Here is a 23,203-nt window from a genome sequence, read left to right as displayed (position 1 = left end):
TTGCTTTTCAAACCACTATATCTTGTGTTGTCTAGATGAATTGTGCACTAAATGTTGGGGCTTAAGGCTTGTTTTTCGTCCCAAATATGGTAAGATAGAACATGTTGAAAAATCTATTCAGGGAGGTGTTGAAATTGCTAGTTGTCTACTTATCCATCACGGGTCAAACGCGTAAGTTTGTCCATAAATTAGACTATCCCTTGTTGGAGATTACTCCAGACTCCGTCTTCACTGAAGTCCAGGAACCCTATATTGTAGTCGTGCCGACTTATGAGAAGGAAGCAACCGAGATAGTGAATGAATTTATCGAAGTAGGCAATAACCGCCATTATTTTAAGGGCGTTGCCGGTGGTGGGAACCGTAATTTTAATACCTTATTTGGTTTTACAGCCAAGGATTTGGCCCGAGATTATCAAGTGCCCCTCTTGCACTTATTTGAATTTCAGGGATCCGAAAATGATGTTAATAAATTGAAAGAGCAGGTGGAACAACTTGGATAAACCAGTCTTAAAGAGTCGTCCGACTGAAGTCACTTACTTCAAACTCAATAATGAATTAAACCGGCCCGTTGATGGGAAAATCCCTCTCAACAAGGATCGGGAAGCCGTGCGTGCTTATTTCCTAGAGCACGTTAACCCTAACACGGTCTTCTTCTATTCTTTGGAAGAGAAGATTAACTACTTGGTAGATAACGACTTTATCGAACGGGAATTCATAGAGAAATACCCAATGGAGTTCATCAAGGAGCTGATTTCCAGCACCTATAAGATGAAGTTCCGCTTCAAGTCCTTTATGTCTGCTTTCAAATTCTATACCCAATATGCCTTGCGAACCAACGATGGGGCTCGCTACCTAGAGCGCTATGAAGACCGTATTGCTTTTTGTGCCCTCTTCTTAGCGGACGGGGACCAGGAATTAGCGGTGCGTTTGCGGGACGAAATGATCAGCCAACGCTATCAACCCGCAACTCCAACCTTCCTCAACTCAGGGCGTAAACGCCGTGGAGAGTTGGTTTCTTGCTTCTTAATCCAAATTTCTGACGATATGAACTCAATCGGTCGGGCTATCAACTCTGCCTTACAACTGTCTCGAATTGGCGGTGGGGTAGGGGTGAACCTGTCCAACCTACGAGCTGCTGGTGACCCGATTAAGAAGATTGAGAACGCCTCTAGCGGGGTTGTGCCGGTGATGAAGCTCTTGGAAGATAGCTTTAGCTATTCCAACCAATTAGGCCAACGTAATGGAGCCGGTGCTGTCTACCTCAATGTCTTCCATCCAGATATTGTTTCCTTCCTCTCAACCAAGAAGGAAAACGCGGATGAGAAGGTCCGGGTTAAGACCCTGTCTTTAGGGGTCGTGGTACCAGATAAATTCTACGAATTAGCTGCCAAAGATGAGCCTATGTACCTCTTCAGTCCATACGATGTGGAACGCATCTATGGCCGTCCATTTGCCTATGTGGATATTACGCAAGAATACGACAACTTGGTTAACAACCCTGAAATCCGCAAATCTAAGATTTCAGCACGTGACTTGGAAAATGAGATTTCTAAGCTCCAACAAGAATCAGGCTACCCATATATCGTCAACATCGACACGGCTAACCGGGCTAACCCAATTGATGGGACCATTACCATGTCCAACCTCTGTTCTGAAATCCTTCAAGTTCAACGGCCAAGCCACATTAACAACCGTCAAGAGTTTGAAGTCTTAGGGACAGACATTAGCTGTAACTTGGGTTCAACTAACATTCCAAACATGATTGAATCACCTGACTTTGCTTCATCGGTAGAGACTGCGGTCCGGGCCTTGACCTATGTCACCGACCACTCTAACATTGAAGCAGTGCCAACGGTTAAGCATGGGAATGATTTGGCTCATACCATTGGTTTGGGCGGCATGGGCTTGCATACCCTCTTCGCCATCAACCAAATGGAGTACGGATCTCCAGAATCTGTTGAGTTAACGGAAGCCTACTTCTATGCCCTCAACTACTACACTTTAGTAGCTAGCAACAAGATTGCTAAGGAACGTGGCAAGAGTTTTGACAACTTCGAGAATTCTAAGTACGCGACAGGTGAGTACTTCGATGCTTATATCCAAGCACCTTTCCAAGTGACCTCTGAAAAGGTTGCAGCTATCATGAGCAAGGTGGCCTTGCCAACAGCAGATGACTGGCGTGCCCTCAAGGAAGCAGTAGCGGCTAGCGGCCTCTACCACCAAAACCGTCTAGCTATTGCGCCAACAGGGTCTATCTCTTATGTCAACGAGACCAGTGCCAGCTTGCACCCAATTACGCGTCTGATTGAAGAACGTCAAGAGAAGAAGACAGGGAAGACCTATTATCCAGCGCCAATGCTATCCAATGAGACCCTGCCATACTATAAATCAGCCTACGATACCGATATGCGTAAGGTGATCGATGTCTATGCGGCGGCCCAAAAACATATCGACCAAGGCATGTCCTTAACCCTCTTCATGCGTTCAGAATTGCCAGAAGGCATGTATGAGTGGAAAGAAGGCCGGACCAATAAGATGACCACTCGTGACCTCAACATCTTACGTCACTATGCTTGGAAGAAGGGCATCAAGTCCATCTACTATGTGCGGACCTTTACGGAAAATAACGACGAAGTCGGCAGCAACGAATGCGAAAGTTGCTCGATCTAGGAGGCGTCAGACATGACAGACAAACAATACTTTAACCAAATTCTTTCCCAGAAGAACAACATGCCAGTAGCCTACTATAAGGCCATCGACTGGAACAAGGTCGAAGACATGATTGATAAGTTGACCTGGGAAAAACTGACCGAGCAATTCTGGTTGGATACCCGGATTCCGGTTTCTAATGACTTGGATGACTGGCGGACCTTATCCATGGCAGAGCGTGACGTAGTGGCCAAAGCCTTCGGCGGTTTGACCCTCCTAGATACTCTTCAATCAGAAGAAGGGGCGGCGCTCATGAAGGATTTTGTCCGGACCCAACATGAAGAAGCGGTCTGGAACAATATCCAGTTCATGGAATCTGTTCACGCCAAGTCCTACTCTACTATCTTCTCCACCTTAAACACCAAGGCTGAAATCGAAGAAATCTTCGAATGGACTAACACTAACGAGCAACTCCAGTATAAGGCTAAGAAGATCAATGAAATTTACCAATCAGGCCATGGCCTCAAGATTAAGGCAGCCTCTACTATGTTAGAGACCTTCCTCTTCTACTCAGGTTTCTTCACGCCACTTTATTACTTAGGAAATAACAAGTTGGCTAACGTGGCAGAAATCATCAAGCTCATTATCCGTGACGAGTCAGTCCACGGGACCTATACGGGTTATAAATTCCAATTGGGCTACAATGAATTGCCAGAAGATCAGCAAGCGGAGCTCAAGATGTGGGTCTATGAACTATGTATGGACCTCTACCAGAATGAAGCTAAGTACACCCAGTCCCTCTATGATCAAGTAGGTTGGACTGAAAAAGTTAAAGTCTTCATTCGCTATAATGCCAATAAGGCGCTTCAAAACTTAGGTTTTGATCCGCTCTTCCCGGATACAGCAGAAGATGTTGATCCAATCGTCATGAACGGGATTTCGACCGGAACATCCAACCATGACTTCTTCTCACAAGTAGGTAACGGCTACCTCTTGGGTGAAGTGGAAGCAATGGATGACGAAGACTATTCTAAGTGGCTATAAAAAGAAAGCTAGGACCGCGGTCCTAGCTTTTTCTTTGGCTTATCTTGTTTAGAAATTCTCCCGTACGTAAGCGTCTAAGGCTAAGAGGGCATCGGCCACATCACTAGGCGTGAATTTTTGAGCCATTTGATGAATGGTTTCGCCATCTTGGGTGGCCAGTGCGCCGACTTTGACTAGGTCTTCATAGGCCACGCCAGCTAATTTCACTTCTTCCAAGGTAGTTGGGAGACCCAAGGCTTGATAGAAGCGGATGTAGCGGTCTAATTCTTCTTTAGGACGATTTTCTAATACCAATTGGGTCAGGGTCCCATAGGCTACCTTTTCCCCGTGAGTTAGACTGTGAATATCGCCGTGTAAGGCAGTAAAGCCATTGTGGATGGCGTGAGCAGCAGCCAGCCCACAAGATTCAAAACCAATCCCACTCAGTAAGGTGTTGGCTTCTACCACTGCTTCTAGGGCTGGCGTCACGACCTTGGCATGGGCTGCAGCAAGCGCTTGTAGGCCATTTTCAAAGAGGGTGGCTTCGCAGGCACGGGCAATGGCTTCGGCTGCGATACTTGGACTGCCACCGGCCATGGTTGCGCCATATGCTTCAATGACAGCACGTCCTTCAACCCAGGTAGCTAGGGCATCTGCAATCCCAGAAGCTAGCAGACGCACAGGAGCTTGGGCAATGACTTGGGTGTCTACGAGGACTAGTTCAGGGTTTTTGCTGTAGAAGAGGTAACGTTCGAAGACGCCTTCTTCTGAGTAAATCACTGAGAGAGCCGAAGTAGGAGCATCAGTCGAAGCGACCGTCGGCAAGATAGCCACCGGTACCTGCAGTTTGTCAGCAATGGCTTTGGCGGTATCAATGGTCTTACCACCACCCAAACCTAGGATGACTTGAATGTCTAGGTCACGCCCCACTTGGCTAACGCGGTCAATTTCGACGTCTGAAGCTTCTCCATGGAAGGCTTCATAGTGAACAAAGGTACTGCGAGCTTTGAGGTCTTCTTCTAACTGACGGCCGGCAATTTCATAAACAGTCGAGTCGGCTAGTAGGAGTGCGCGCTTACCTAGAGCGAGAATATGGTCTAAGCCAGACTTGAGCACGCCTTTACCTTGGACATAACGAGAAGGACTTGCAAATACTTTTTCCATCAAACATCACCTTTTCTTTCTAGATTTGTGGCTAGGCCACTATAAGCTTAGTCTAGCACTGGAAGGCTTGTGAAGCAAGTGAAAGGCCTTTCAAAATTATGTTGTGATTAGGATTCACAAATTTTCTAATTTTTGTCGGGGAAAGGTCCTTTTATGACTGAGGTATAGGCAATCTCTATCTAAGTATAAACTATATTCTTAAATTCAATAAAATACCATATTTTATATAATCGGCTTTCAATCTGATGACAGGAGTGCTATACTTAAAGCATAGAATTCTATGACAAATCTAGAAAGAAGGATCTGATAACATGGACTTTACAGGTAAAAGAGCCATTGTCACAGGTGGTGCCAATGGGATCGGGAAAGAAGTCGTTCGCGGTATTGTCGAAGGCGGTGGTTCCGTCATTATTGCCGATATTAATGAGGCAGCAGCTCGGGCAACCATTGCCGAATTTGGTCCAGCCGTTGATTTTGTCCACATGGATTTAGGTGACCATGAGGCCATTGAGACCGCTATGCAAAGTATTCTGTCTAGACCTGAACGCGTTGATATTCTAGTCAACTGTGCTGGGGTCATCTCTGCTAAGCCATTTGATCAATTAAGCTATGAGGAATGGGAACGCACTATCCGCATTAATCTAACTGGTTGCTTCTCTACCATCAGCCAGATTTTCCCTTATTTCAAGGAAGCGGGCGGGGGGCGTATTGTCAACGTCTCCTCAGTAGCCGCTAAATTAGGGGGTGGCCTCTTAGGGACGGCTGCCTATGCCTCTTCTAAGGCGGGCTTGAATGGCTTGACCAAAGCCATTGCCAAGGAAGGTGGTAAATACGGTATCTACTGTAATGCAGTTTGCCCATCCTTCACCCGGACTGAAATGACGACCGTCCTATCGGAAGACGCTGAAAAGAGCCAACGTGTCATCAGCATGATTCCGCTAGGTAAACGCGCCGAGCCAGTTGAAATTGCCCAAATGATTCTCTTCTTCGCCAGCGATTTAGCTAGCTTCATCACGGGGGAAATTGGCGACTGCGACGGTGGCATCACCTTAGATGGTTGATGTCTAGAAGTCGATCTATCTGAAGGGAGCCTAGTAAGATGCAAAAAGCCAAAAAATTCAAAATCCCTGGGGACATTATTATTATCCCTATGTTTATCGGCTGTGCCATTAACAGCCTGTTGCCACAGGTCCTACAAATTGGGGGCTTCACTACTCCAATTGTTAAGGGGGCCGGGCCTCTAGTCGGGGCCTTCCTCTTCTTCATTGGGGGGACCATTTCCTTAAAAAATACGCCAAAAGCGGTAGGGCGCGGGGCTGCTATTATCCTATCTAAGATTGCCGTCTCCGTTGTCCTAGGGCTCTTAGTAGCCAAACTCCTAGGTGATAATTTCCTAGGACTGTCAGCCCTCGCCATCATCGGGGCCATGTCTGTGGCCAATAATGCTATGTATGCCGGTATTGTCGATGTCTACGGTAATGAAATTGACGCCGGGGCGGTGGGTATTACCACCCTCAGTGTCGGGCCGATGGTGACCATGGCGGCCTTAGCTTCAGCGGGTTTGGCTAATATTTCCATTTGGAACTTAGTCGGGACGGTCTTGCCCCTAGTCTTAGGGATTGCCCTTGGGAATGCCTTTCCTTTTATGAAGAAAGCTCTATCCAATGGGGTGCCTGCCATTATTATGATTGTTGGTTTCTGCTTGGGGGCCAACATGAGCTTCGGCCAAATTCTTGAAGGTGGCCTGCCAGGTATCCTCTTAGGGATTCTGACCACAGCGCTTGGCGGGGCAGTCGCTATCTGGGTGGACCGGTCTACAGGTGGCTCTGGGATTGCCGGTGCAGCCATTTCAAGTACGGCAGCCAGTGCCATTGCGACCCCAGCAGCCTTGGCGGCTGTGGATGCTAGCTTTAAGGGGCTGGAGTCAATCGCCACAACTCAAATTACGGCTTCTGTTATTGTAACGGCTATTTTAACGCCACTCTTGACCGCTTGGGTAGCCAAACGAAATCAGGAAAAGGGCATTGACAGCAAAGCAATCTAAGAAAGGGCCAGCAGAAGATGCTGGCCTTTTGGTATCAAGAAAACCACCAGCAATGCTGGTGGTTCCGGAGAGCTTATAGCGAGGTAAGAAAAATAACCTCCCAAGTGGTAAACTTAGTGTAGGTTTCCTGATCACACAAAAAGAACCATGGAGGTATCCTTACGAAAAAGGACAATACACACAAGTTGGAAATGTAAGTATCATATCGTGTTCGCGCCCCAATATCGACGCCAAACCATATATGGGAAGTAGAAGCCAACGCTTGGCACAGAATTATTCGTGAATTATGCGAGCGCAAGGGCGTCATTATCTATGAAATAAATGCCTGCAAAGAGCGCATTGAAGATTGCAAGCTTTATGGGGTATCTGAAAGGAAAAAGTAGTCTCATGGTATTTGATCGATAGGCAAATTTAAAGTACCGTTATGGGAACCGCAAGTTTTGGTGTCGAGGATATTTCGTGGATACAGTAGGCCTTTAGGCCGTGGCCGGTAGCAGAGGCTTCCAGTCGCAAAGCAAACCGCCTGTGACAAGGGTCGGTTTTGATTGTGGTTAACCCGAAGTGCTATAAGAATATTGTGACTTTTAGTGGAGCTCAAGCTAAATCCAGCATTGGCTTTAGTCTCTATATCTTGATGAACTGTCTCCCAGCTAGTAGAATGAAGGTAACAATTTTGTGTGTCAATCATCCTAGAACCCACAAAGGGTAGTTTAAGATAAGAAGGAGAATGAATATGACTTATAATATTGAATTAGTCTCTTTTGATGAAGACAAATTGCGAGCCGTTTGGGAGTTGGGATTTCGTGATGCGGAACCTGAGTGGGCGCGTTGGGATGCACCTTATTTTCAAGAATATCAAGCATATGAGAGTTTTGAAGACTTTGTCTCTAGTGGCGTGGCAGCTTTTCTCTTAAGTGAAGGTGTGCGTTGTATCCAAGTAGAAGGCCAAGCAGTGGGAATGGTCTCCCGAATTTGGGAAGATCGACGAACTCGTTGGATGGAAGTAGGAATTGTCATTTATGATGCCAATCGTTGGAACACTGGTGTGGGACGGAAGGCTTTGGCGAAGTGGACGACCGATACTTTCGATTGTTTTACTGAATTAGAACATTTGGGCCTAACAACTTGGAGCGGAAATGCCCGTATGATGAGTTGCGCCCACGGTCTCGGTTGGCAACAAGAAGCCTGTATTCGTAGAGTCCGCTACTGGCAGGGGACCTACTATGATAGCGTCAAGTATGGAGTCCTCAGAGAAGAATGGGGAAAAAAATAGATGAGAACTCACTGAGCGCTTGGTTTGTTGGGTTCTCTTGCTTTCAGTCATTGAGGATGGATGCGGGTAGATTCGTATTTCTTGTGCCCCATGAGCATGAGTAGTGAAATTAAACTATTCACTTTCCAATATGAAATATTTTTTAGAAGTGACTGATGGCCCCCCAAAAAATGAAGCAGAAAGGTAGAGTGCAGATGAAAATTAAAGATATAGTACGTGACTATAATTTGGACAAAGAGGCCTTTGAGGCCTTCCTCCAAGACCAAGGAATCGCAGTGAAATTTTCTCTGACCGGTGCCTATCTAGAAGACAGTGTGGACCTAGTTCATTTGCTAGACCAATTTCAGAACTATTTAGCTGACCAAGATGAGGAATTTGCTGAACAACTTGCCCAACAAAAAGAACGGGAGCAAGGAATTGCTAATATTGTAGTGACTACGGGACAGGGATTTGATGGCTATAGTATCACGCATTATGGTGGGCCTGTGGCTAGTGATTTGGCACATTCTATCGCGCGTGGTGTGGATGGAGGTCGTGGAGACAATGCCTTAGGTGACCCGGCCCAAAGTTTGGTAGATGTTATGGAAGAAGGGCGTATCCTGACTTTGGCCCATCTCAAGGAACAAGCCTATGATCTTGGCTGTAATGCCATTATCAACCTTAAATTTGATTATGTGACCTTAGAACCTGAAACAGTCAATACTCAAGGAGCTACAAGCTATCTTCCTTATGTATTCTGTGTTACCGCTCTAGGTACAGCAGTCTACGCGGAGGAAGTCTAATCAGCTAAGACCATCATTTCAGACGCTAAATCAACCCACTGAGCCTTACGGTTTAGTGGGTATTTTTTCATTGAGCTAGTAAATTTAGGTAAACCTCAAAGAATAGGACCTAAGTCCTATTCGCTGAGCACTGACATGTGGTATAATCATCTTGTCCTCGAAAAGAAAACTTGATTCAGGGGACAGGAGGATCATAATATGAAAAAAACGTGGTTATTTGTGATTGCTGTTCTGGCAGTCATCGCCTTTGCCTTAGGTGGTACCTATAATGGCCTAGTATCATCGCAAAATGCAGTTACTCAAGCCCAGGCGGACGTGCAAGTTGATTTGCAACGTCGCTATGACTTAATTCCTAATGTAGTCAACAGTGTGAAGGGTTATATGAGTCATGAATCAGAAATCTTCGAGAAAATAGCGGAAGCCCGTGCTAAGATTGGTTCTGGTAATGCGTCAGAAGCCGAGCAAGGCCAGTCTGACTTATCATCAGCTGTGTCCCGTTTATTGGTTTTAACAGAGAATTATCCAGATTTGAAGGCCAATCAACAGGTAGAAAATCTCATTACTGAATTGGAAGGCACTGAGAACCGTATCAAGACCTCTCGTGGCGTTTTCAACGAAGTAGCGACCAAGTACAATACTAAGGTTCGCTCCTTCCCAACTAACTTGGTAGCAGGAATCTTCGGTTTCCAACCCGTGACCTTATATCAAGCAAGTAGTGATGCGCAAGTAGCGCCAACAGTAGATTTGAATTCTTCTAGCCGTTAAGGCGACAGTAAGCCCTATGAGGAGGCATGACCATGAAAACTAAAAAATGGCGAGGATTCCTACTCTTACTAGGCTTTGTCTTCTTGTTTATGGTAGGCTGTGGCGCTAAGACTAACAACTTACCTGATAAACCAGAGCGGTCGGTTGTGGATGAGGCTAAGGTTTTGTCTCAGGATACTTTAGCCTATATTGACCAGGTCAACCGTCAATTGGCTCAGACCTCGGAGCAATATCAAATTGGGGTTTATATGCCAACTGATCTCAAAGGTTTCAGTATTGAAGAACTAGCTAACAAGGTAGCTAAAAAATGGCAAGTGGGTTTCTCTGGTACTAACAACGGAATATTGTTGGTGGTCGCGCCTAATGACCGCAAGATGCGAATTGAGACCTCAAATAAGGCAGCTGAAACCTTACCCGATGTGGCGGCCAAACGAATCTTGGATTCTGCCAAGAGTGAACTCAAAGCTAAAGATTATGACCGAGCAGTACGCCTGCAGATACAGGGGATAATCCAGTATCTAGGCTTGTCAGATAGCCAACTGACGCAACTTGGGGTGACCAACTCAGCGCGTGCTGAGCACGAGACATCCTTGCGCTGGTCTAAGAGTCCTTGGCGTTTTGTAGCCAGTGCTTGGCCGCTCTTCCTAATTTTACCTTTTGGCATACCACTTGGTATTCGTCTCTTACGGCGACGCCGTCGCGCCTTCCGCTGGTCTGATGACGATGATGATTTCTTCGACGGATTCTGGGGTAGCGGTGGTAGTGGCGGTATCCTAGGAGGTTGGTGGAGCTCTGGTAGTTCCGGCTCTGACTCCGATTCAAGTGGTAGTTCAAGTGGCAGTTCCGGCGGTTGGGGCGGTGGCGGCTTCGGCGGCGGCGGTGCTTCCAGTGGCTGGTAAAGTAATTAAATAGCTAAGGCTAGGACTGAGTCCTGGCCTTTTTCGTTTGGCTAGATTGAACCTATCTTCTGTGATATAGTAGGAAAGAAGAGATGAGGAGGATGAGCATGAAATTTCTTATACCAAGTGCTAAGCAGCTGTCAGACTTGCCTTATGGTAAGTTAGTTGAGTTAGCGCTAGCTAGCCAGGCTGTAGTGGCTCAATTAGTTGATTTATCAACTGAAGAATTGGCTAAGTTTTATGATATTTCTGACGCTCAAGCTGTAACCGAGACGGAACGCTGGCAGGCTTTGGCGGCAGGAAAAGCGGCGTCATACCCTGCCATGGATTTATACGATGGTCTAATGTATCGTCAATTCAAGCCGGTACTTAAGTCAGATAAGGCTCGAGCCTTCGCTAGTCAGCATGTCTTGATTGCCACCGCGCTCTATGGCTTAATTGCGGCTAATGCCCCGATTGCGCCACATAGATTAGATTTCATGAAATCTCTCAAGGTTAATGGCAAGCCCCTAAAAGCCTATTGGAAGGCACAGTATGATACATCTATAAGCGCCAATCAAGATGAAGTATTGGTTTCCCTTCTATCATCTGAGTTTGAACAAGTATTCAGTCCAGCCCTGCGGCGACTTTTCTTACGGGTTCAGTTTCTAGAAGAAGTGGATGGCCGACTCAAACGCCATTCGACCATTTCTAAGAAAGGGCGCGGGCAGCTGCTAGCTTATTGTATAGAACATCAAGTCCAGACTCTAGAAGCACTCCAAGCTGCTAAGTTTGATGGCTACAGCTACCGGGCAGATTTATCCAGTGAACTAGACTGGGTCTACGTTAAAAAATAGAGAAATAAAGGAATAAGCCAGCCCCTTAGGGGCTGGCTTATTTAGCTAGTATAGGCTATTTTTCATTGTCACTAGCTAGCTGGCTTTCAGGTTTCTTACCTTCTAACAAATCTAGCGCCCAGCGGTAGCCAATATAGTGGAAGTCACCGCGTAAATCCTCTTCCAAGATTTTGCGGTATTTGCCTTTGACGAAGTCAATGAGCTTCTGGTGTAAGTCGACCAGGATTTGATCTTGGTCCGTTACATAGAGGATGCGCTCAGCACCTTTGCTCGGATAGTAGTAGCGCGCCTTAACCGGTATATCAGGCTTCTCGGTTGCAAAGAGCCCATCTGTCAGAATCTTGACTGCTTCAATGATGCGGTCATCATGACCGAATTCCAGAATTTGAATCTTCTCTAGTAATTCAGGAACGGTTGTCACCAAGCGCAGTTGGTAGTGGTCTAGGGAGAAGTTGAGGCCTTCCAAGATTTGCTCCAAATCGTCTTCTAGACGATCTTTGTCTTCCAGATAATGGGGCAAGAGAAAAATCATATAGGCAGCTTGTGGATTATGATAGAGAAATTGATAAGTGAGTTGACGCTCAGCACCACAAGTAGGGCACTCGAAGCGGAAGAGTTGACCTTCGAAGAGATCACGCACTAAAGGCGATTGGGTCTTGCTATTAAGGTGAGTAGGGTAGTCTTTATCTACTTGGGTCTGACAGACAGGACAAGTCAGGTGGAGTTCAGGCATGGTGAAGCCTCCTTCATCAATCTTTCTTTTATTATATCAAAAAAAAATGCGAAATCTATCTCAAGCTACTTAGAATAGAAAAAATGTGGTACAATAGGAATGTAAGGGTGCCCGTAAGTCAGTCGCGAGCAATCCATAATGTATGCAGAAAGGGATGGAAGTAATGAACTGTTTAGTGGTCTATATGTCACGTTATGGCTCGACCAAACGCTATGCTGAGCAAATCGCCAAAGTACTTAATTGTCGTGTCTGTGCCCATAATGAGGTCACCGATACACTCCTGGCAGAGAGTCAGATTATGATTCTGGGAACCTGTATTTTGGAAGGGCGTTTAGAAGGTGCTCCTGTTTATCAAGAATGGATAGAGTCTTGGCCTGACAAGTATTGGATTCTCTACACGGTTGGTCTCTCCAATCCAGACTTAACTAACTTTGATCCTCTCATGGCGGCGGCCTTCAAACCAGAAGTCTTGGAGCGTATCACTGAATTCCATTTTCGCGGAACAATTGTCTATAAGCGCCTCGACTTTATGCAACGCTTAGCTAAGCAACTAGAAGATACCAAAGAACATTCCCTAGATACAGTCAGTTTGGGTGACGTAGAGCGCTCCATGCTGGAGACATATGGGACCACTTATGATGTAACCGAAGAATCTTCTCTGGAGCCTTTGGTGGCTCGGGTTCGTGCTATTCAGAAAGGAGCAAAATAAATGGTAGATACCAAGGAACTAGTCGGCCGTTACGCTGCTAACTATGTCAAAGATGGCATGGTGGTTGGTTTAGGAACCGGATCAACGGCTTATTGGTTTGTTGAAGAATTAGGTGCTCGTATTGCGGATGGCCGCCTCAAACAAATTGTGGGCGTGGCTACTTCTCGTCGGGCAGCGGAACAAGCCCTTAAGTTAGGCATTACCATCATGGATTTAGATCGGGTTAACCATATTGATTTGGTCGTTGACGGGGCGGATGAAGTGACCCGTGATTTCTATGGCATCAAAGGGGGTGGTGGTGCCCTCTTGCATGAAAAGATTGTGGCTAAGAATGCTAAACGTTCTATCTGGGTTGTAGGTGAAGACAAGGTTGTCGATACTTTAGGAGCTTTCCCCTTGCCTGTTGAGGTGGTGCAGTTTGGGTCCTGGAATCTTTTCCGTCAATTGATGGCGGCAGGCCTAGAACCAAGCTTCCGTAAAGTTGGGTCTGATTCGCTCTATATGACAGATTCTGGCAACTACATTATCGACTTAAAGCTAGGCCAAATTCCTTATCCTCACCAACTAGCACATGAATTGAAGAATACGGTAGGGGTAGTCGAACATGGCCTCTTCCTAGATGTTTGTGATACTTTCTTGGTGGGACGTGCTGACGGTAGCATCCTCCTTTATCAGAAAGATCAATCCGAGCCAATGACAATTGAGGTGGATTAAATGCGGGTAGTAGACCTAATCGAGAAAAAACAAGCAGGCCTGGCCTTGAGTCAGGAAGAAATCAATTTCCTGATTGCCGGTTATACAGATGGCACAATACCTGATTATCAGATGAGCGCTTTAGCCATGGCTATCTATTTCCAAGGCATGACGGAAGAAGAAGCTAGCTACTTGACTATGGCCATGGTCAAGTCAGGGGATGAGATTGATTTATCCGCTATTCATGGTGTCAAAGTCGATAAACACTCAACTGGTGGCGTGGGCGATACAACTACCCTGGTGCTAGCACCTCTAGTAGCTGCCTGTGGTGTGCCAGTTGCTAAAATGAGTGGTCGTGGCTTGGGCCATACGGGTGGGACCACTGATAAATTAGAGGCCATTCCTGGCTTCTCCGTGACTCTATCACCCCAAGATTTTATTGATCATGTTAATCGCTACAAGATTGCGGTAGTTGGACAGAGTGGTAACCTGACTCCGGCCGACAAGAAGCTTTATGCCCTGCGGGATGTGACGGGTACCGTCCAATCTATTCCCTTGATTGCTAGCTCCATTATGAGTAAGAAAATTGCGGCCGGAGCAGATGCCATTGTCTTAGACGTTAAGACAGGCGAAGGGGCCTTCATGAAGACCTTGGCAGATGCGGAAGCTCTGGCCCATACCATGGTGAAGATTGGACACCAAGTGGGCCGTAAGACTTTGGCGGTTATTTCTGATATGAGCCAGCCATTAGGCTATATGATTGGAAATGCCTTAGAGGTCAAAGAAGCCATCCAGACCCTTCAAGGCCAAGGACCAGAAGATTTGACGGAGCTCTGCCTGGTTTTAGGTGGCCAAATGTTGCTAGCAGCAAATCGAGTAACTAGCCTAGAAGAAGGCAAAGTCCTCTTGCAAGAACAAATCGATTCTGGTCGTGCCTTGGAAGTCTTCAAGACCTTCCTTGCTAATCAAGGCGGGGATACGAGAATTGTGGATAATCTAGACTTGTTACCTCAAGCTCGCTATCACATTCCATTCCTAGCCCAAAGTTCGGGTCTAGTCAGCCAATGGGTGGCTGATGAAGTAGGGGTAGCCGCTATGATGTTAGGCGCAGGACGTGAGACTAAGGAAGATATTATTGACCCAGCGGTAGGGATCGAGCTCTGCGTTAAGGTTGGTGATCCTATTCAAGAAGGCCAACCACTTGCGATTTTACACAGTAACCGAGAAGATGTGAGCGAGGTCTTGGCTCGCTTGTCTGCTGCCGTTTCGATTGCCGACTCCGCTCAGGTGCCAGAATTAATTCGCAAAGTTATTGTGGAGTAAGTTTATCAACCAATCAAACAGCCCCCATCAGTTGGAAAATCAGCCAACGGTGGAGGGCTGTTGAATTATAACGAGCTTTTCTAAAAAAGTCTTAACTAGGGTGGTTTTAGTTTACTTTTGCAAGTCAGAGTGTTAAACTGACTGATGAATTTGTATGATTTTCGGAAACGAAATGAGGTGACAAAATGTCAATTAAACCAAGAACAATCAAGCCTTTTTCTTATGGGGTGCTAGCCTTAGGCTTAGCGCTTATACTAGGGAGCGCAGAGGTGGTAGGTGCCCAATCAGATTCTGAGCAAGTAGACTCAACAAGCCAAGTAGAAGGCCTAGCCACCTCGTCTGAGAGTGCTAGTTCTGTAGCTGAATCCGAAATGGTCTCCACTTCTGCTGAGAGTTTGGCTGAACCACAACTATCCAAACAAGAACTATTGCAGGCCGCCCTTGATGCTATGCATGAGTTAAAAACCTACCAGGTACGTTATGGCTTTACCTACGTCAAGGATCGGGCTTATACTGCCCAAGTACAAGCGGTAGGGGACCGTAGTCGCGGTATTGCTAAGATACAATTAACCTATTATGGCGATAAAGGCGAAGGTCTTAAGTATCAACTCGATTTGATGACTTATGATAATCTCTCTCATGTCTATATTAAGCATAGTCAATTATTAGCAAGCATGACCTTCTTCCCTGAATTGTCTTTGACAACGGAGCAGCTCAAGGCCCTAGAAGCCTATGATGACTATTATATCGAACTTAGCAAGGAACAGCTCAAGCAAGTTGGCTTAGATCAAGAAGCTTTCCAACTGCTTTTCTTAGAGCCTAACCGCAAGAAGTTGAATCAGTTGCCGGAAGCTAAGATTCATGAGTTCAAAGGGACCGTGATGACCAGTGCAGAGTTGACTGAAATTCCGGAGTTTCTCTTTGACCAGACACGTAACTTACATCTGGATTATCGTCTTAAGATGGAGTGGGAAGCAAGTGACAAAGGCCCTAGTCTAAAACTCAATCCCCATCTGGATTTGGTGGGGAAAGGGGTCGGTTTGGACCTTCAAGGGGAAGTATCAGCTAAGATTCGTAAAGGAGAATTTGGCCTCAACCGCATTGCGGATATCGCGACGGGCAAGGTAGATTTTCTTAAGGCAATGCAATTGAAGACGAGCCCTGTGCTCCAAAAGCTCAAGCGTTTTAGCTTGCGAGTGAATCCTAAGGAACAGAGCTATCGTATGACTCTCTTGGGGGTGGTAGAAGATACCAACCTTAACCTTTTCAATAATAATCCTGCCTATACACGCTCTTATGACTATGTAGTGGATTATGAGTTGAGCCCTAGTCAGAAACACTTACCAGATATTACTGAGCTTAAGCGCCTTTCGGCTCAGGAATATCAATCCATATTAAATAAGATATTAAGTCAGACACCAAAAGAGTAGGATTTCTTTTATGGCTGCCAGTTTACTAGATAGTAAACTGGCTTTTTGTTTTGCCTAGGAACCTATGTCTGTGGCACCAATTAGCTAATAATAGCAGAGGCCCATGACAAAATAGTGTTCGTATGTCCCTAATGTAGAATGGTGTGATAGGGGAGAGTCTTAAGCTAGTGTCTAGGGATGAGTGGATAAAATGAGTCTTTTTGTTAATTTATATAGAGGAATCCAAAAAATGATCTTTAATTATTAAGTAGAATAGGCAATTTCATTGTCTCTTAGGCCATAATAAGAGCCTATGTCAGAAGCAATAAATTTCTGTAAAACTACATATTTATCAATGGAAAGCTTGTCAAATGATTAGAAGCAAATTTCCTAAAAAACATCGTGCAATCTCTCTCTATATATACTATAATAATGGGCGGAGTGAATGAAAGAAGTTAACAAGGGCACTACCTTGGCTCCAGTTCCATTGGTGTGCAGATTCTCATGTAGAGTAGCTTCCTCGTTAGTTTGTTTCTTTCATCGTATATTTTATATAGAGGAGTCAGTCTATGTTTAGTAAGAATAATCGCCAGATGAATGATAAAAAACAGGGCGAGATAATCACGCGCTATACGATTAAGAAGTTTAGCTTTGGCGCAGCCTCTGTAGCAGTAGCCTGTGGTATTTATTTTGCTAATGGTGCAACTGCGGAGGCCCAAGATTATAGCGGTGTAACAAGTAGTGTAGATTACGAAGTAGTGGCCGAAGCGAGCGATCAATCGCTAGCCCCCGAGGTTAACCTAAATCAAGCCTCAGAAGTAGATAGTCTTGCTTCAACGGATCAAGGAAGTGATCCAATAGAATCTAGGGAAAAACTTAAAGAAGAAGAGAGTTTGAATAAGCCCCAAGAATCCTCAGAAGGCCCTATTCATTCTGCTTCTAGTCAAGCAACAAATGAAGATCGACCAGTGCCTTCTGTGGAAGCATTACAGACTAGTCGTTCTCGCCGAGTACGTCGAGATGTTACATCTAATAGTTTGCGGGATGGCAATCCTAATAATACGGTATCGAAGCCTACCTTGGCTGATTCGGAGAATAAGAGACCAGCTGATTTAATGAAGCAAATCAATTGGCTAGATTTATCTGACCCTAATTCAATTTCGAATTTGGACAATGGTTCCCTTAAAGTAGGAACCGTCTATGAAAAAGAAATTTCGCCAGGATATCGGGTTAAATTGACGGTTACGGACTTAAAACCCTTTAACTCAACCGAAATCTATCGTAATCGTGTTCAGGGGACTGAGCATGCAGCTAGCTACAATCCGAATGCTAAGAATACATGGCTGACATATGCGCCTGAATACAATGATCAGCAGAACAATGGAGATGACTACCGTCCTAAAATTATAGGGGCAGCTCAGAACCAATGGACAGCTATTAGAGATCAAGGAATCAATACTAAAGGGCGATTGACCCAATTACAAGTGCCACGCAACGGTGCTAACTATGGGGTGACTTTCAATGTTGAAGCAACTTATCTTAACAAGCCAGTTAAGGCGACTGTAGTTATGGCCGATGGCGAAGAAGCCAACCCAGGTGAGTATGCTATATTTACTACAAATGGGCAAGGCTGGGAGCACTTGGCTGAATGGAAACGTGTCCGCCCAGATGGGACCGAAATTACGGATACCTATTATGCAATGCTTCCTAACACTGATGGTCAATATATCGGGGAAGAAGGGAGTAAGGTTTATTGGCATGCCTATACTAATCCAGATCAAAAAACGGGGGGGCTAGGTTCCCAAGTTTTTGGTCCTAATGTTTCAAATGGCTATACGGTGCCACTTGTTATGAGTCGTGGGGCTTCTGAAGTGGGAATTTATATTGCTTCTTCCGGTCAACAAGGGGCTATGATAGGTTTTATGGTTGTTGATGAAGGGGATGCTCCTGAAACTTATGGGACAGCAGTTCACGCTATTTCTGGCTACGATGCAGAGACAGGGAATCCTAGCCCTCAACCTTATCTAGGTAGGGTGAAAGCCGATATTGACACGTCTTCTGGCGGTGATTGGACTCACGATGATAATACAGACCACGCCGATGAGGGTATCAAGCAACTCTTGCCTGATGATTTAGTTAATCAGACTCACAATCTTTTCCGGGCAGATCGTCTTCGTGACGGAAATTACTCCGTTCGTTTCCACGCAAATGTCAATGGCAATGCCAAGGCATATGTTCGTGCTTGGATGGACTTCAACCAAAACGGAAAGTTTGATGATAATGAAGCCAGTGATTTCACTGAAGTAACGGGTGAAGGCGACTTCACTGTTAACTTCAAAAATCATCCGCCGATGACAAATGATCAGGTTAACAAGATTGGGATGCGTGTTCGTATTGCCTTGAATCAAGGGGATATTGAAAAACCTACTGGAACAGCATTTAGTGGGGAAGTAGAGGACTTAGAAGTGCTCTTAACCTATCCACCAAAAGGTGAGAAGAAGGAGACTTTTGGTTTACAAGATCAACAACAAAAAGCAACCCTTCACTTTACTCCTCGTGGTGTTGATAAGAACGATGAGAATGCCAAAGCAGCCATTGACACCAACAAAGCACCAATCGTTTTAGATAATACAGGGCAGACCCTAACACCAAATGGTGAGGGATGGTATACTACGACAGAAGGACGCTATAAAGTGACCGCAGATGGCGCTGACGTTAATGTTGTTTTTGAGCCTGCGGCAGGTTTTACTGGTAAAGCAGCAGGGATTAATATTCGTCGTTTTGATACCAACGGATCAGACACTAACTGGACCGCTAAGAACAATTCAGAAGCACCTGTAAGTGATACGCTCAATACTATGGACGCTCGTTATGTTCCAAATGTATTGAAGCATACTGAGAACGTTTCAACCGACGCACAAGGTTTACCACAAGAAAAAGACATCGTCTTTAATGATGGGGATCCAGCCAACACACCTGTTCAGCCATCGGCTAGCAATCCAGCTACTTTCTTAGATGCTGAGGGTAATCCTGTATCAGGGACAAGTATTCCAGCAACTTCTGGTGGTAAGGAAGTCGGGACCTTTAACTTAGATCTAGCAACAGGTCGCGTAACTTTCACTCCAAACAAGTCATTTGTTGGGACGGTAGATCCAGTTAATTTACAAGTAAATGATGCTTCTGGGCAACCTCACCGAGCGACTTACCAACCGAAGGTGACGCCAGTTGTACCAACAGGTCAGAACGCAAGCTCTGAAGGTATTCAAGGGGCTGAGCAATCCGGAAACCTAGTCTTCACTCCAGGTGATAGCCGTGTGCCAATTGATGAAGCCGTTGCACCAACTTTTGACAATGGAAAATCAACTAAGGAAGTTCCAGGTGTTGGGACTTATACAGTGGATAATACAGGACGTGTAACCTTCCAACCACTTCCTGGCTATACTGGTCGTCCAAATCCTGAAACGGTTAAACGTGTGGATAAGAACGGGACAGAAGTAACTGCTACTTATCAAGCCGATGTCAAGGCTGCAACCCCTACAGGCCAAGATACTCAGACTACTGGGCTTCAAGGGCAACTTCAAACTAGCCAACTTAACTTCACACCGGGTCAAGCAACTGTTAATAATCAAACTCAAACAGTTCCATTAAACCCAGCTGGACCACAATTCGTTGTGGATGGGCAAGTTCAACAGGGTAATACCTTGGCAGTTAGCGACGCAAGTGGCAAGGTACAAGGAACCTATACAGTTAAACCAAATGGGGAGATTAGCTTCCAGCCTGCTCCTGATTTCTACGGAACACCTACTCCTGCACGCCTTCGCGTAACAGACAGCAATGGTTCTACTGCAGATGCAGTTTATCAGCCAAACGTTACGCAAGTAACGCCAACCAGCACCAACGCTGAGTCAAGTGGTGTTCAAGGCCAACCACAAAAGGGTAAGCCAACATTCACCGAGGGTGATCCGTTGGTACCACTTGATGACGCTAAGCCAATGACTTTCGAGGATGGGTCAAGCACTAAGAAGGTGCCAAATGTCGGGACCTATGTCATTGAATCAGATGGTACGATTACCTTTACGCCAGACAAGCAATACGTTGGAACCCCAGACCCAGTTACTGTTAAGCGTGTGGACAAGAACGGTACGGAAGTCACTGCTAAGTACACGCCAACTGTGACGAAAGTAACACCAACAAGCACTGACGCCACATCGAACGGCGTTCAAGGCGTTCCACAAACAGGAACCCCAGTCTTCACACCAGGTGACTCAGCCGTGCCAATCGACTTGGATAGCCCAATGACTTTCGAAGACGGCCAGCCAACTAAGACTGTGCCAGGTGTCGGTGTCTACACCATCAACCCAGATGGTTCCATTACTTTCACTCCAGACAAGCAATACGTAGGGACACCAGCCCCAGTCACTATCAAACGTGTAGACAAGAACGGGACACCTGTGACTGCTACTTATACTCCAACCGTGACTAAGGTAACACCAACCAGCACGCCAGCCACTTCAACAGGTGTCCAAGGTATGCCACAAACCGGCAGTCCAGTCTTCACACCAGGTGACTCAGCCGTGCCAATCGATGTGGATAGTCCAATGACTTTCGAAGACGGGTCAAGCACGAAGAAGGTTCCAGGTGTAGGTGAGTACTCCATCAACCCAGATGGCTCCATTACCTTCACCCCAGACAAGCAATATGTTGGGACCCCAGATCCGGTGACAGTTAAACGTGTCGACAAGAACGGTACGGAAGTAACGGCTACCTACACTCCAACCGTAACCAAGGTAACGCCAACCAGCACCAACGCTGAATCAAATGGTGTTCAAGGTCAACCACAAAAGGGCACGCCAACCTTTACTGAAGGGAACCCATTGGTACCAATTGATGCGGATAGCCCAATGACCTTCGAGGACGGCTCAAGTACTAAGACTGTGCCAAACGTTGGTGTCTACACCATCAACCCAGATGGTTCCATTACCTTCACCCCAGACAAGCAATATGTTGGGACACCAGATCCTGTCACGGTCAAACGTGTCGACAAGAACGGTACACCAGTCACCGCAACTTACACCCCAACCGTGACTAAGGTAACACCAACCAGCACACCAGCGACTTCGACGGGTGTTCAAGGTCAACCACAGACAGCGACGCCAGTCTTCACTCCAGGTGACCCAGCAGTGCCAATCGATGTGGATAGTCCAATGACCTTCGAGGATGGCTCAAGCACTAAGGCTGTGCCAAACGTTGGTGTCTACACCATCAACCCAGATGGTTCCATTACTTTCACGCCAGACAAGCAATTTGTTGGTACGCCAGACCCAGTGACAGTTAAACGTGTAGACAAGAACGGTACACCAGTCACCGCAACTTACACCCCAACCGTGACTAAGGTAACGCCAACTAGCACGCCAGCCACTTCAACTGGAGTGCAGGGCAAGAAACAAACGGCTCGTCCAGTCTTTACGCCAGGAAATTCATCGGTGCCAATTGATGAGACGGTGCCAATGACCTTTGAAGATGGCAAGACAAGTAAGTCTGTCATCGGCGAAGGGGTCTACACCATCCAAGCAGATGGCTCCATCGAGTTTGTTCCAGAGAAGACCTTCACGGGCCAAGGTTCACCATTGACGGTTAAACGCGTCGATAAGAACGGCACCCCAGTGACGGCTACTTACCAAGCGACCGTTATCCCAGTTAAACCAGGTGCTAACGACGACTACTCTTCAGGCGTGGTTAACCAAGCCCAAACGGGTCAAGTTAAGTTTGTACCAGGTTCTGCCAATATTGACGGCACAGAACAAAGCGTGGACTTAGTCCCAGGCAGCCTCAAGTTTGTGGTCAATGGCCAAGCTGTGGCTGACACGACTATTCCAGCCTTGGACCAAGCGGGCAAGCAAGTCGGGACCTACAGCTTATCCCAAGACGGAACCGTGACCTTCACACCAAATCCAGGTTACGTGGGTCAACCAGTCCCAGCCCGCATTCAAGCCACTGACGTCAACGGGACAACTGCTGAAGCGACTTATTCACCAGTTGTCAACGCTAGCGTGACTAGCGAGGGCATGAAGGGTCAAAGCCAAAGCAAGTTACCAGAATTCAAGGGTCAAGTGGATACCAAAGTTCCAGCTTATCTCGAGGGTGGGGTCACCAGCGTGACCGTTCCAGGTCAAGGGACTTACACCGTCAACCCTGAGACAGGGGAAGTGACCTTCACGCCAGAACCAGACTTTATTGGCCAGGCAAGTCCAATTACGGTTATCCGTCGTGATGTCAACGGGAAAGAACTGAAGATTCAGTACATTCCAACCGTTTACGGACAAGTGAAGACACAAGATACGACTTCAACCGGCTACCCAGGTGAAAAACAAACCGGGACGCCAGTCTTTGAAGGCGATGTGGATCTGACCATCCCAGCTACCTTCGAAAATGGTCAAACTGAATTAACCGTACCAGGGGAAGGGTCTTATGTTCTTAACCCAGATGGTTCTGTGACCTTCACACCAGAAGCCGGCTTCTTAGGCCAAGCAAGTGGTGTGACCGTGGTTCGGGTTGACCGCAACGGGCGCAAGGTGACGGCACAATATGTGCCAACCGTTGTACCACTACCAGTCGCTCCAAGTGAGCCAGAGGTAGAAAGACAAGGGCTCTTACCAGCAACTGGTGAAGCCCCAGACTATAGCTTCTTCTCAGGTGTGGCCTTGACTATCTTAGCAAGTGTCGGCCTAGTTGCGACGCGCAAGCGCCAAGCGACAGATGAAGACTAAAGCCTAGTCAAAATCCCTCAGCCTTCTTAGCAAGGACTGAGGGATTTTTTCTGCTTAAGCAAGTAAACACTAGGGGCTAGCTAGCCTTGAGCAGGACTCTTGTGCTAGAATACAAGAAAGGAGTGTGACAGGGA

At 46.3% G+C, this 23,203-nt stretch carries 17 protein-coding genes and 1 pseudogene; 16 read left to right on the top strand and 2 right to left on the bottom strand.

The annotated features are described in order from the left end of the window. The first annotated feature begins 134 nt into the window (after nucleotides 1–134). From nrdI to nrdF, 3 genes are read left to right on the top strand one after another with little or no spacing between them, the layout of a single operon-like run. Nucleotides 135–500 (top strand): class Ib ribonucleoside-diphosphate reductase assembly flavoprotein NrdI, encoded by a 366-nt coding sequence (gene nrdI, locus V7R82_RS07095; RefSeq protein ID WP_035363895.1) that lies wholly within the window; start codon nucleotides 135–137, stop codon nucleotides 498–500. Beyond that, on the top strand, nucleotides 493–2,670 hold the full coding sequence (nrdE, locus tag V7R82_RS07090) for a class 1b ribonucleoside-diphosphate reductase subunit alpha (protein ID WP_338542165.1): 2,178 nt from the start codon (nucleotides 493–495) through the stop codon (nucleotides 2,668–2,670). Before nrdI ends, nrdE begins: the two co-directional genes overlap by 8 nt. Nucleotides 2,671–2,682: 12 nt before the next feature. Continuing rightward, nucleotides 2,683–3,693: a class 1b ribonucleoside-diphosphate reductase subunit beta gene (nrdF, locus tag V7R82_RS07085; RefSeq protein ID WP_180363301.1), complete on the top strand. Its 1,011-nt coding sequence runs from the start codon at nucleotides 2,683–2,685 to the stop codon at nucleotides 3,691–3,693. Between the two features lie 48 nt (nucleotides 3,694–3,741). Here nrdF and V7R82_RS07080 read toward each other — a convergent pair whose 3' ends face one another. Continuing rightward, nucleotides 3,742–4,836, bottom strand: coding sequence for a glycerol dehydrogenase (locus V7R82_RS07080; RefSeq protein ID WP_338542162.1), 1,095 nt, complete (start codon nucleotides 4,834–4,836; stop codon nucleotides 3,742–3,744). Between the two features lie 311 nt (nucleotides 4,837–5,147). Between V7R82_RS07080 and V7R82_RS07075 the strand changes: the two genes are divergently transcribed. From V7R82_RS07075 to yaaA, 8 genes and pseudogenes are all read left to right on the top strand, one after another. Further along, nucleotides 5,148–5,897, top strand: coding sequence for an SDR family NAD(P)-dependent oxidoreductase (locus V7R82_RS07075; protein ID WP_315026268.1), 750 nt, complete (start codon nucleotides 5,148–5,150; stop codon nucleotides 5,895–5,897). A gap of 38 nt (nucleotides 5,898–5,935) precedes the next feature. After that, nucleotides 5,936–6,880 (top strand): 2-keto-3-deoxygluconate permease, encoded by a 945-nt coding sequence (locus tag V7R82_RS07070; RefSeq protein ID WP_303824575.1) that lies wholly within the window; start codon nucleotides 5,936–5,938, stop codon nucleotides 6,878–6,880. Nucleotides 6,881–7,027: 147 nt separating this feature from the next. Continuing rightward, nucleotides 7,028–7,354 (top strand): annotated as a pseudogene (gene tnpA / locus V7R82_RS07065) (IS200/IS605 family transposase); the annotation flags it as partial. Between the two features lie 259 nt (nucleotides 7,355–7,613). Beyond that, on the top strand, nucleotides 7,614–8,153 hold the full coding sequence (locus tag V7R82_RS07060; RefSeq protein ID WP_338542157.1) for a GNAT family protein: 540 nt from the start codon (nucleotides 7,614–7,616) through the stop codon (nucleotides 8,151–8,153). Nucleotides 8,154–8,347: 194 nt separating this feature from the next. Beyond that, a complete protein-coding gene (locus V7R82_RS07055) occupies nucleotides 8,348–8,935 on the top strand; it encodes a heavy metal-binding domain-containing protein (protein ID WP_338542155.1) in 588 nt (195 codons plus the stop codon). A gap of 198 nt (nucleotides 8,936–9,133) precedes the next feature. Beyond that, the gene (locus V7R82_RS07050; protein WP_291431195.1) at nucleotides 9,134–9,700 is read left to right on the top strand and encodes a LemA family protein; all 567 of its coding nucleotides are present in this window, start codon (nucleotides 9,134–9,136) and stop codon (nucleotides 9,698–9,700) included. A 32-nt stretch (nucleotides 9,701–9,732) separates the two neighbouring features. Beyond that, nucleotides 9,733–10,599, top strand: a complete 867-nt coding sequence (locus tag V7R82_RS07045; protein ID WP_338542153.1) for a TPM domain-containing protein — start codon at nucleotides 9,733–9,735, stop codon at nucleotides 10,597–10,599. A gap of 107 nt (nucleotides 10,600–10,706) precedes the next feature. After that, entirely contained in the window at nucleotides 10,707–11,435 is a 729-nt protein-coding gene (yaaA, locus tag V7R82_RS07040) for a peroxide stress protein YaaA (RefSeq protein WP_338542152.1), read from the top strand. A 55-nt stretch (nucleotides 11,436–11,490) separates the two neighbouring features. Here yaaA and V7R82_RS07035 read toward each other — a convergent pair whose 3' ends face one another. After that, nucleotides 11,491–12,168 (bottom strand): CpXC domain-containing protein, encoded by a 678-nt coding sequence (locus V7R82_RS07035; protein WP_338542151.1) that lies wholly within the window; start codon nucleotides 12,166–12,168, stop codon nucleotides 11,491–11,493. A 163-nt stretch (nucleotides 12,169–12,331) separates the two neighbouring features. Between V7R82_RS07035 and V7R82_RS07030 the strand changes: the two genes are divergently transcribed. The 5 genes from V7R82_RS07030 (at nucleotide 12,332) to V7R82_RS07010 (ending at nucleotide 23,069) form a co-directional block, all read left to right on the top strand. Next, on the top strand, nucleotides 12,332–12,877 hold the full coding sequence (locus tag V7R82_RS07030) for a flavodoxin domain-containing protein (protein WP_070756591.1): 546 nt from the start codon (nucleotides 12,332–12,334) through the stop codon (nucleotides 12,875–12,877). After that, the gene (rpiA, locus tag V7R82_RS07025) at nucleotides 12,878–13,591 is read left to right on the top strand and encodes a ribose-5-phosphate isomerase RpiA (RefSeq protein WP_338542147.1); all 714 of its coding nucleotides are present in this window, start codon (nucleotides 12,878–12,880) and stop codon (nucleotides 13,589–13,591) included. Then, on the top strand, nucleotides 13,592–14,893 hold the full coding sequence (locus tag V7R82_RS07020) for a pyrimidine-nucleoside phosphorylase (RefSeq protein WP_314063136.1): 1,302 nt from the start codon (nucleotides 13,592–13,594) through the stop codon (nucleotides 14,891–14,893). Between the two features lie 185 nt (nucleotides 14,894–15,078). After that, on the top strand, nucleotides 15,079–16,323 hold the full coding sequence (locus V7R82_RS07015) for a hypothetical protein (protein ID WP_338542143.1): 1,245 nt from the start codon (nucleotides 15,079–15,081) through the stop codon (nucleotides 16,321–16,323). Nucleotides 16,324–16,871: 548 nt separating this feature from the next. After that, nucleotides 16,872–23,069 (top strand): CshA/CshB family fibrillar adhesin-related protein, encoded by a 6,198-nt coding sequence (locus V7R82_RS07010; protein WP_338542141.1) that lies wholly within the window; start codon nucleotides 16,872–16,874, stop codon nucleotides 23,067–23,069. Nucleotides 23,070–23,203: the final 134 nt, after the last annotated feature.

Source organism: Abiotrophia defectiva ATCC 49176 (assembly GCF_037041345.1).
Classification (GTDB): Bacteria; Bacillota; Bacilli; order Lactobacillales; family Aerococcaceae; genus Abiotrophia.
This window is presented reverse-complemented; position numbering and strand designations above follow the sequence as displayed.

What these genes read in the sequence shown, in the direction of transcription:
- V7R82_RS07050 (WP_291431195.1), top strand. Translation starts at nt 9,134, where the DNA reads ATGAAAAAAACGTGGTTATTTGTGATTGCTGTTCTGGCAGTCATCGCC.
- V7R82_RS07070 (WP_303824575.1), top strand. Translation starts at nt 5,936, where the DNA reads ATGCAAAAAGCCAAAAAATTCAAAATCCCTGGGGACATTATTATTATC.
- V7R82_RS07045 (WP_338542153.1), top strand. Translation starts at nt 9,733, where the DNA reads ATGAAAACTAAAAAATGGCGAGGATTCCTACTCTTACTAGGCTTTGTC.
- V7R82_RS07060 (WP_338542157.1), top strand. Translation starts at nt 7,614, where the DNA reads ATGACTTATAATATTGAATTAGTCTCTTTTGATGAAGACAAATTGCGA.
- V7R82_RS07030 (WP_070756591.1), top strand. Translation starts at nt 12,332, where the DNA reads ATGAACTGTTTAGTGGTCTATATGTCACGTTATGGCTCGACCAAACGC.
- V7R82_RS07080 (WP_338542162.1), bottom strand. Translation starts at nt 4,836, where the DNA reads ATGGAAAAAGTATTTGCAAGTCCTTCTCGTTATGTCCAAGGTAAAGGC.
- yaaA (WP_338542152.1), top strand. Translation starts at nt 10,707, where the DNA reads ATGAAATTTCTTATACCAAGTGCTAAGCAGCTGTCAGACTTGCCTTAT.
- V7R82_RS07010 (WP_338542141.1), top strand. Translation starts at nt 16,872, where the DNA reads ATGTTTAGTAAGAATAATCGCCAGATGAATGATAAAAAACAGGGCGAG.
- V7R82_RS07015 (WP_338542143.1), top strand. Translation starts at nt 15,079, where the DNA reads ATGTCAATTAAACCAAGAACAATCAAGCCTTTTTCTTATGGGGTGCTA.
- rpiA (WP_338542147.1), top strand. Translation starts at nt 12,878, where the DNA reads ATGGTAGATACCAAGGAACTAGTCGGCCGTTACGCTGCTAACTATGTC.
- V7R82_RS07035 (WP_338542151.1), bottom strand. Translation starts at nt 12,168, where the DNA reads ATGCCTGAACTCCACCTGACTTGTCCTGTCTGTCAGACCCAAGTAGAT.
- V7R82_RS07055 (WP_338542155.1), top strand. Translation starts at nt 8,348, where the DNA reads ATGAAAATTAAAGATATAGTACGTGACTATAATTTGGACAAAGAGGCC.
- V7R82_RS07020 (WP_314063136.1), top strand. Translation starts at nt 13,592, where the DNA reads ATGCGGGTAGTAGACCTAATCGAGAAAAAACAAGCAGGCCTGGCCTTG.
- nrdF (WP_180363301.1), top strand. Translation starts at nt 2,683, where the DNA reads ATGACAGACAAACAATACTTTAACCAAATTCTTTCCCAGAAGAACAAC.
- V7R82_RS07075 (WP_315026268.1), top strand. Translation starts at nt 5,148, where the DNA reads ATGGACTTTACAGGTAAAAGAGCCATTGTCACAGGTGGTGCCAATGGG.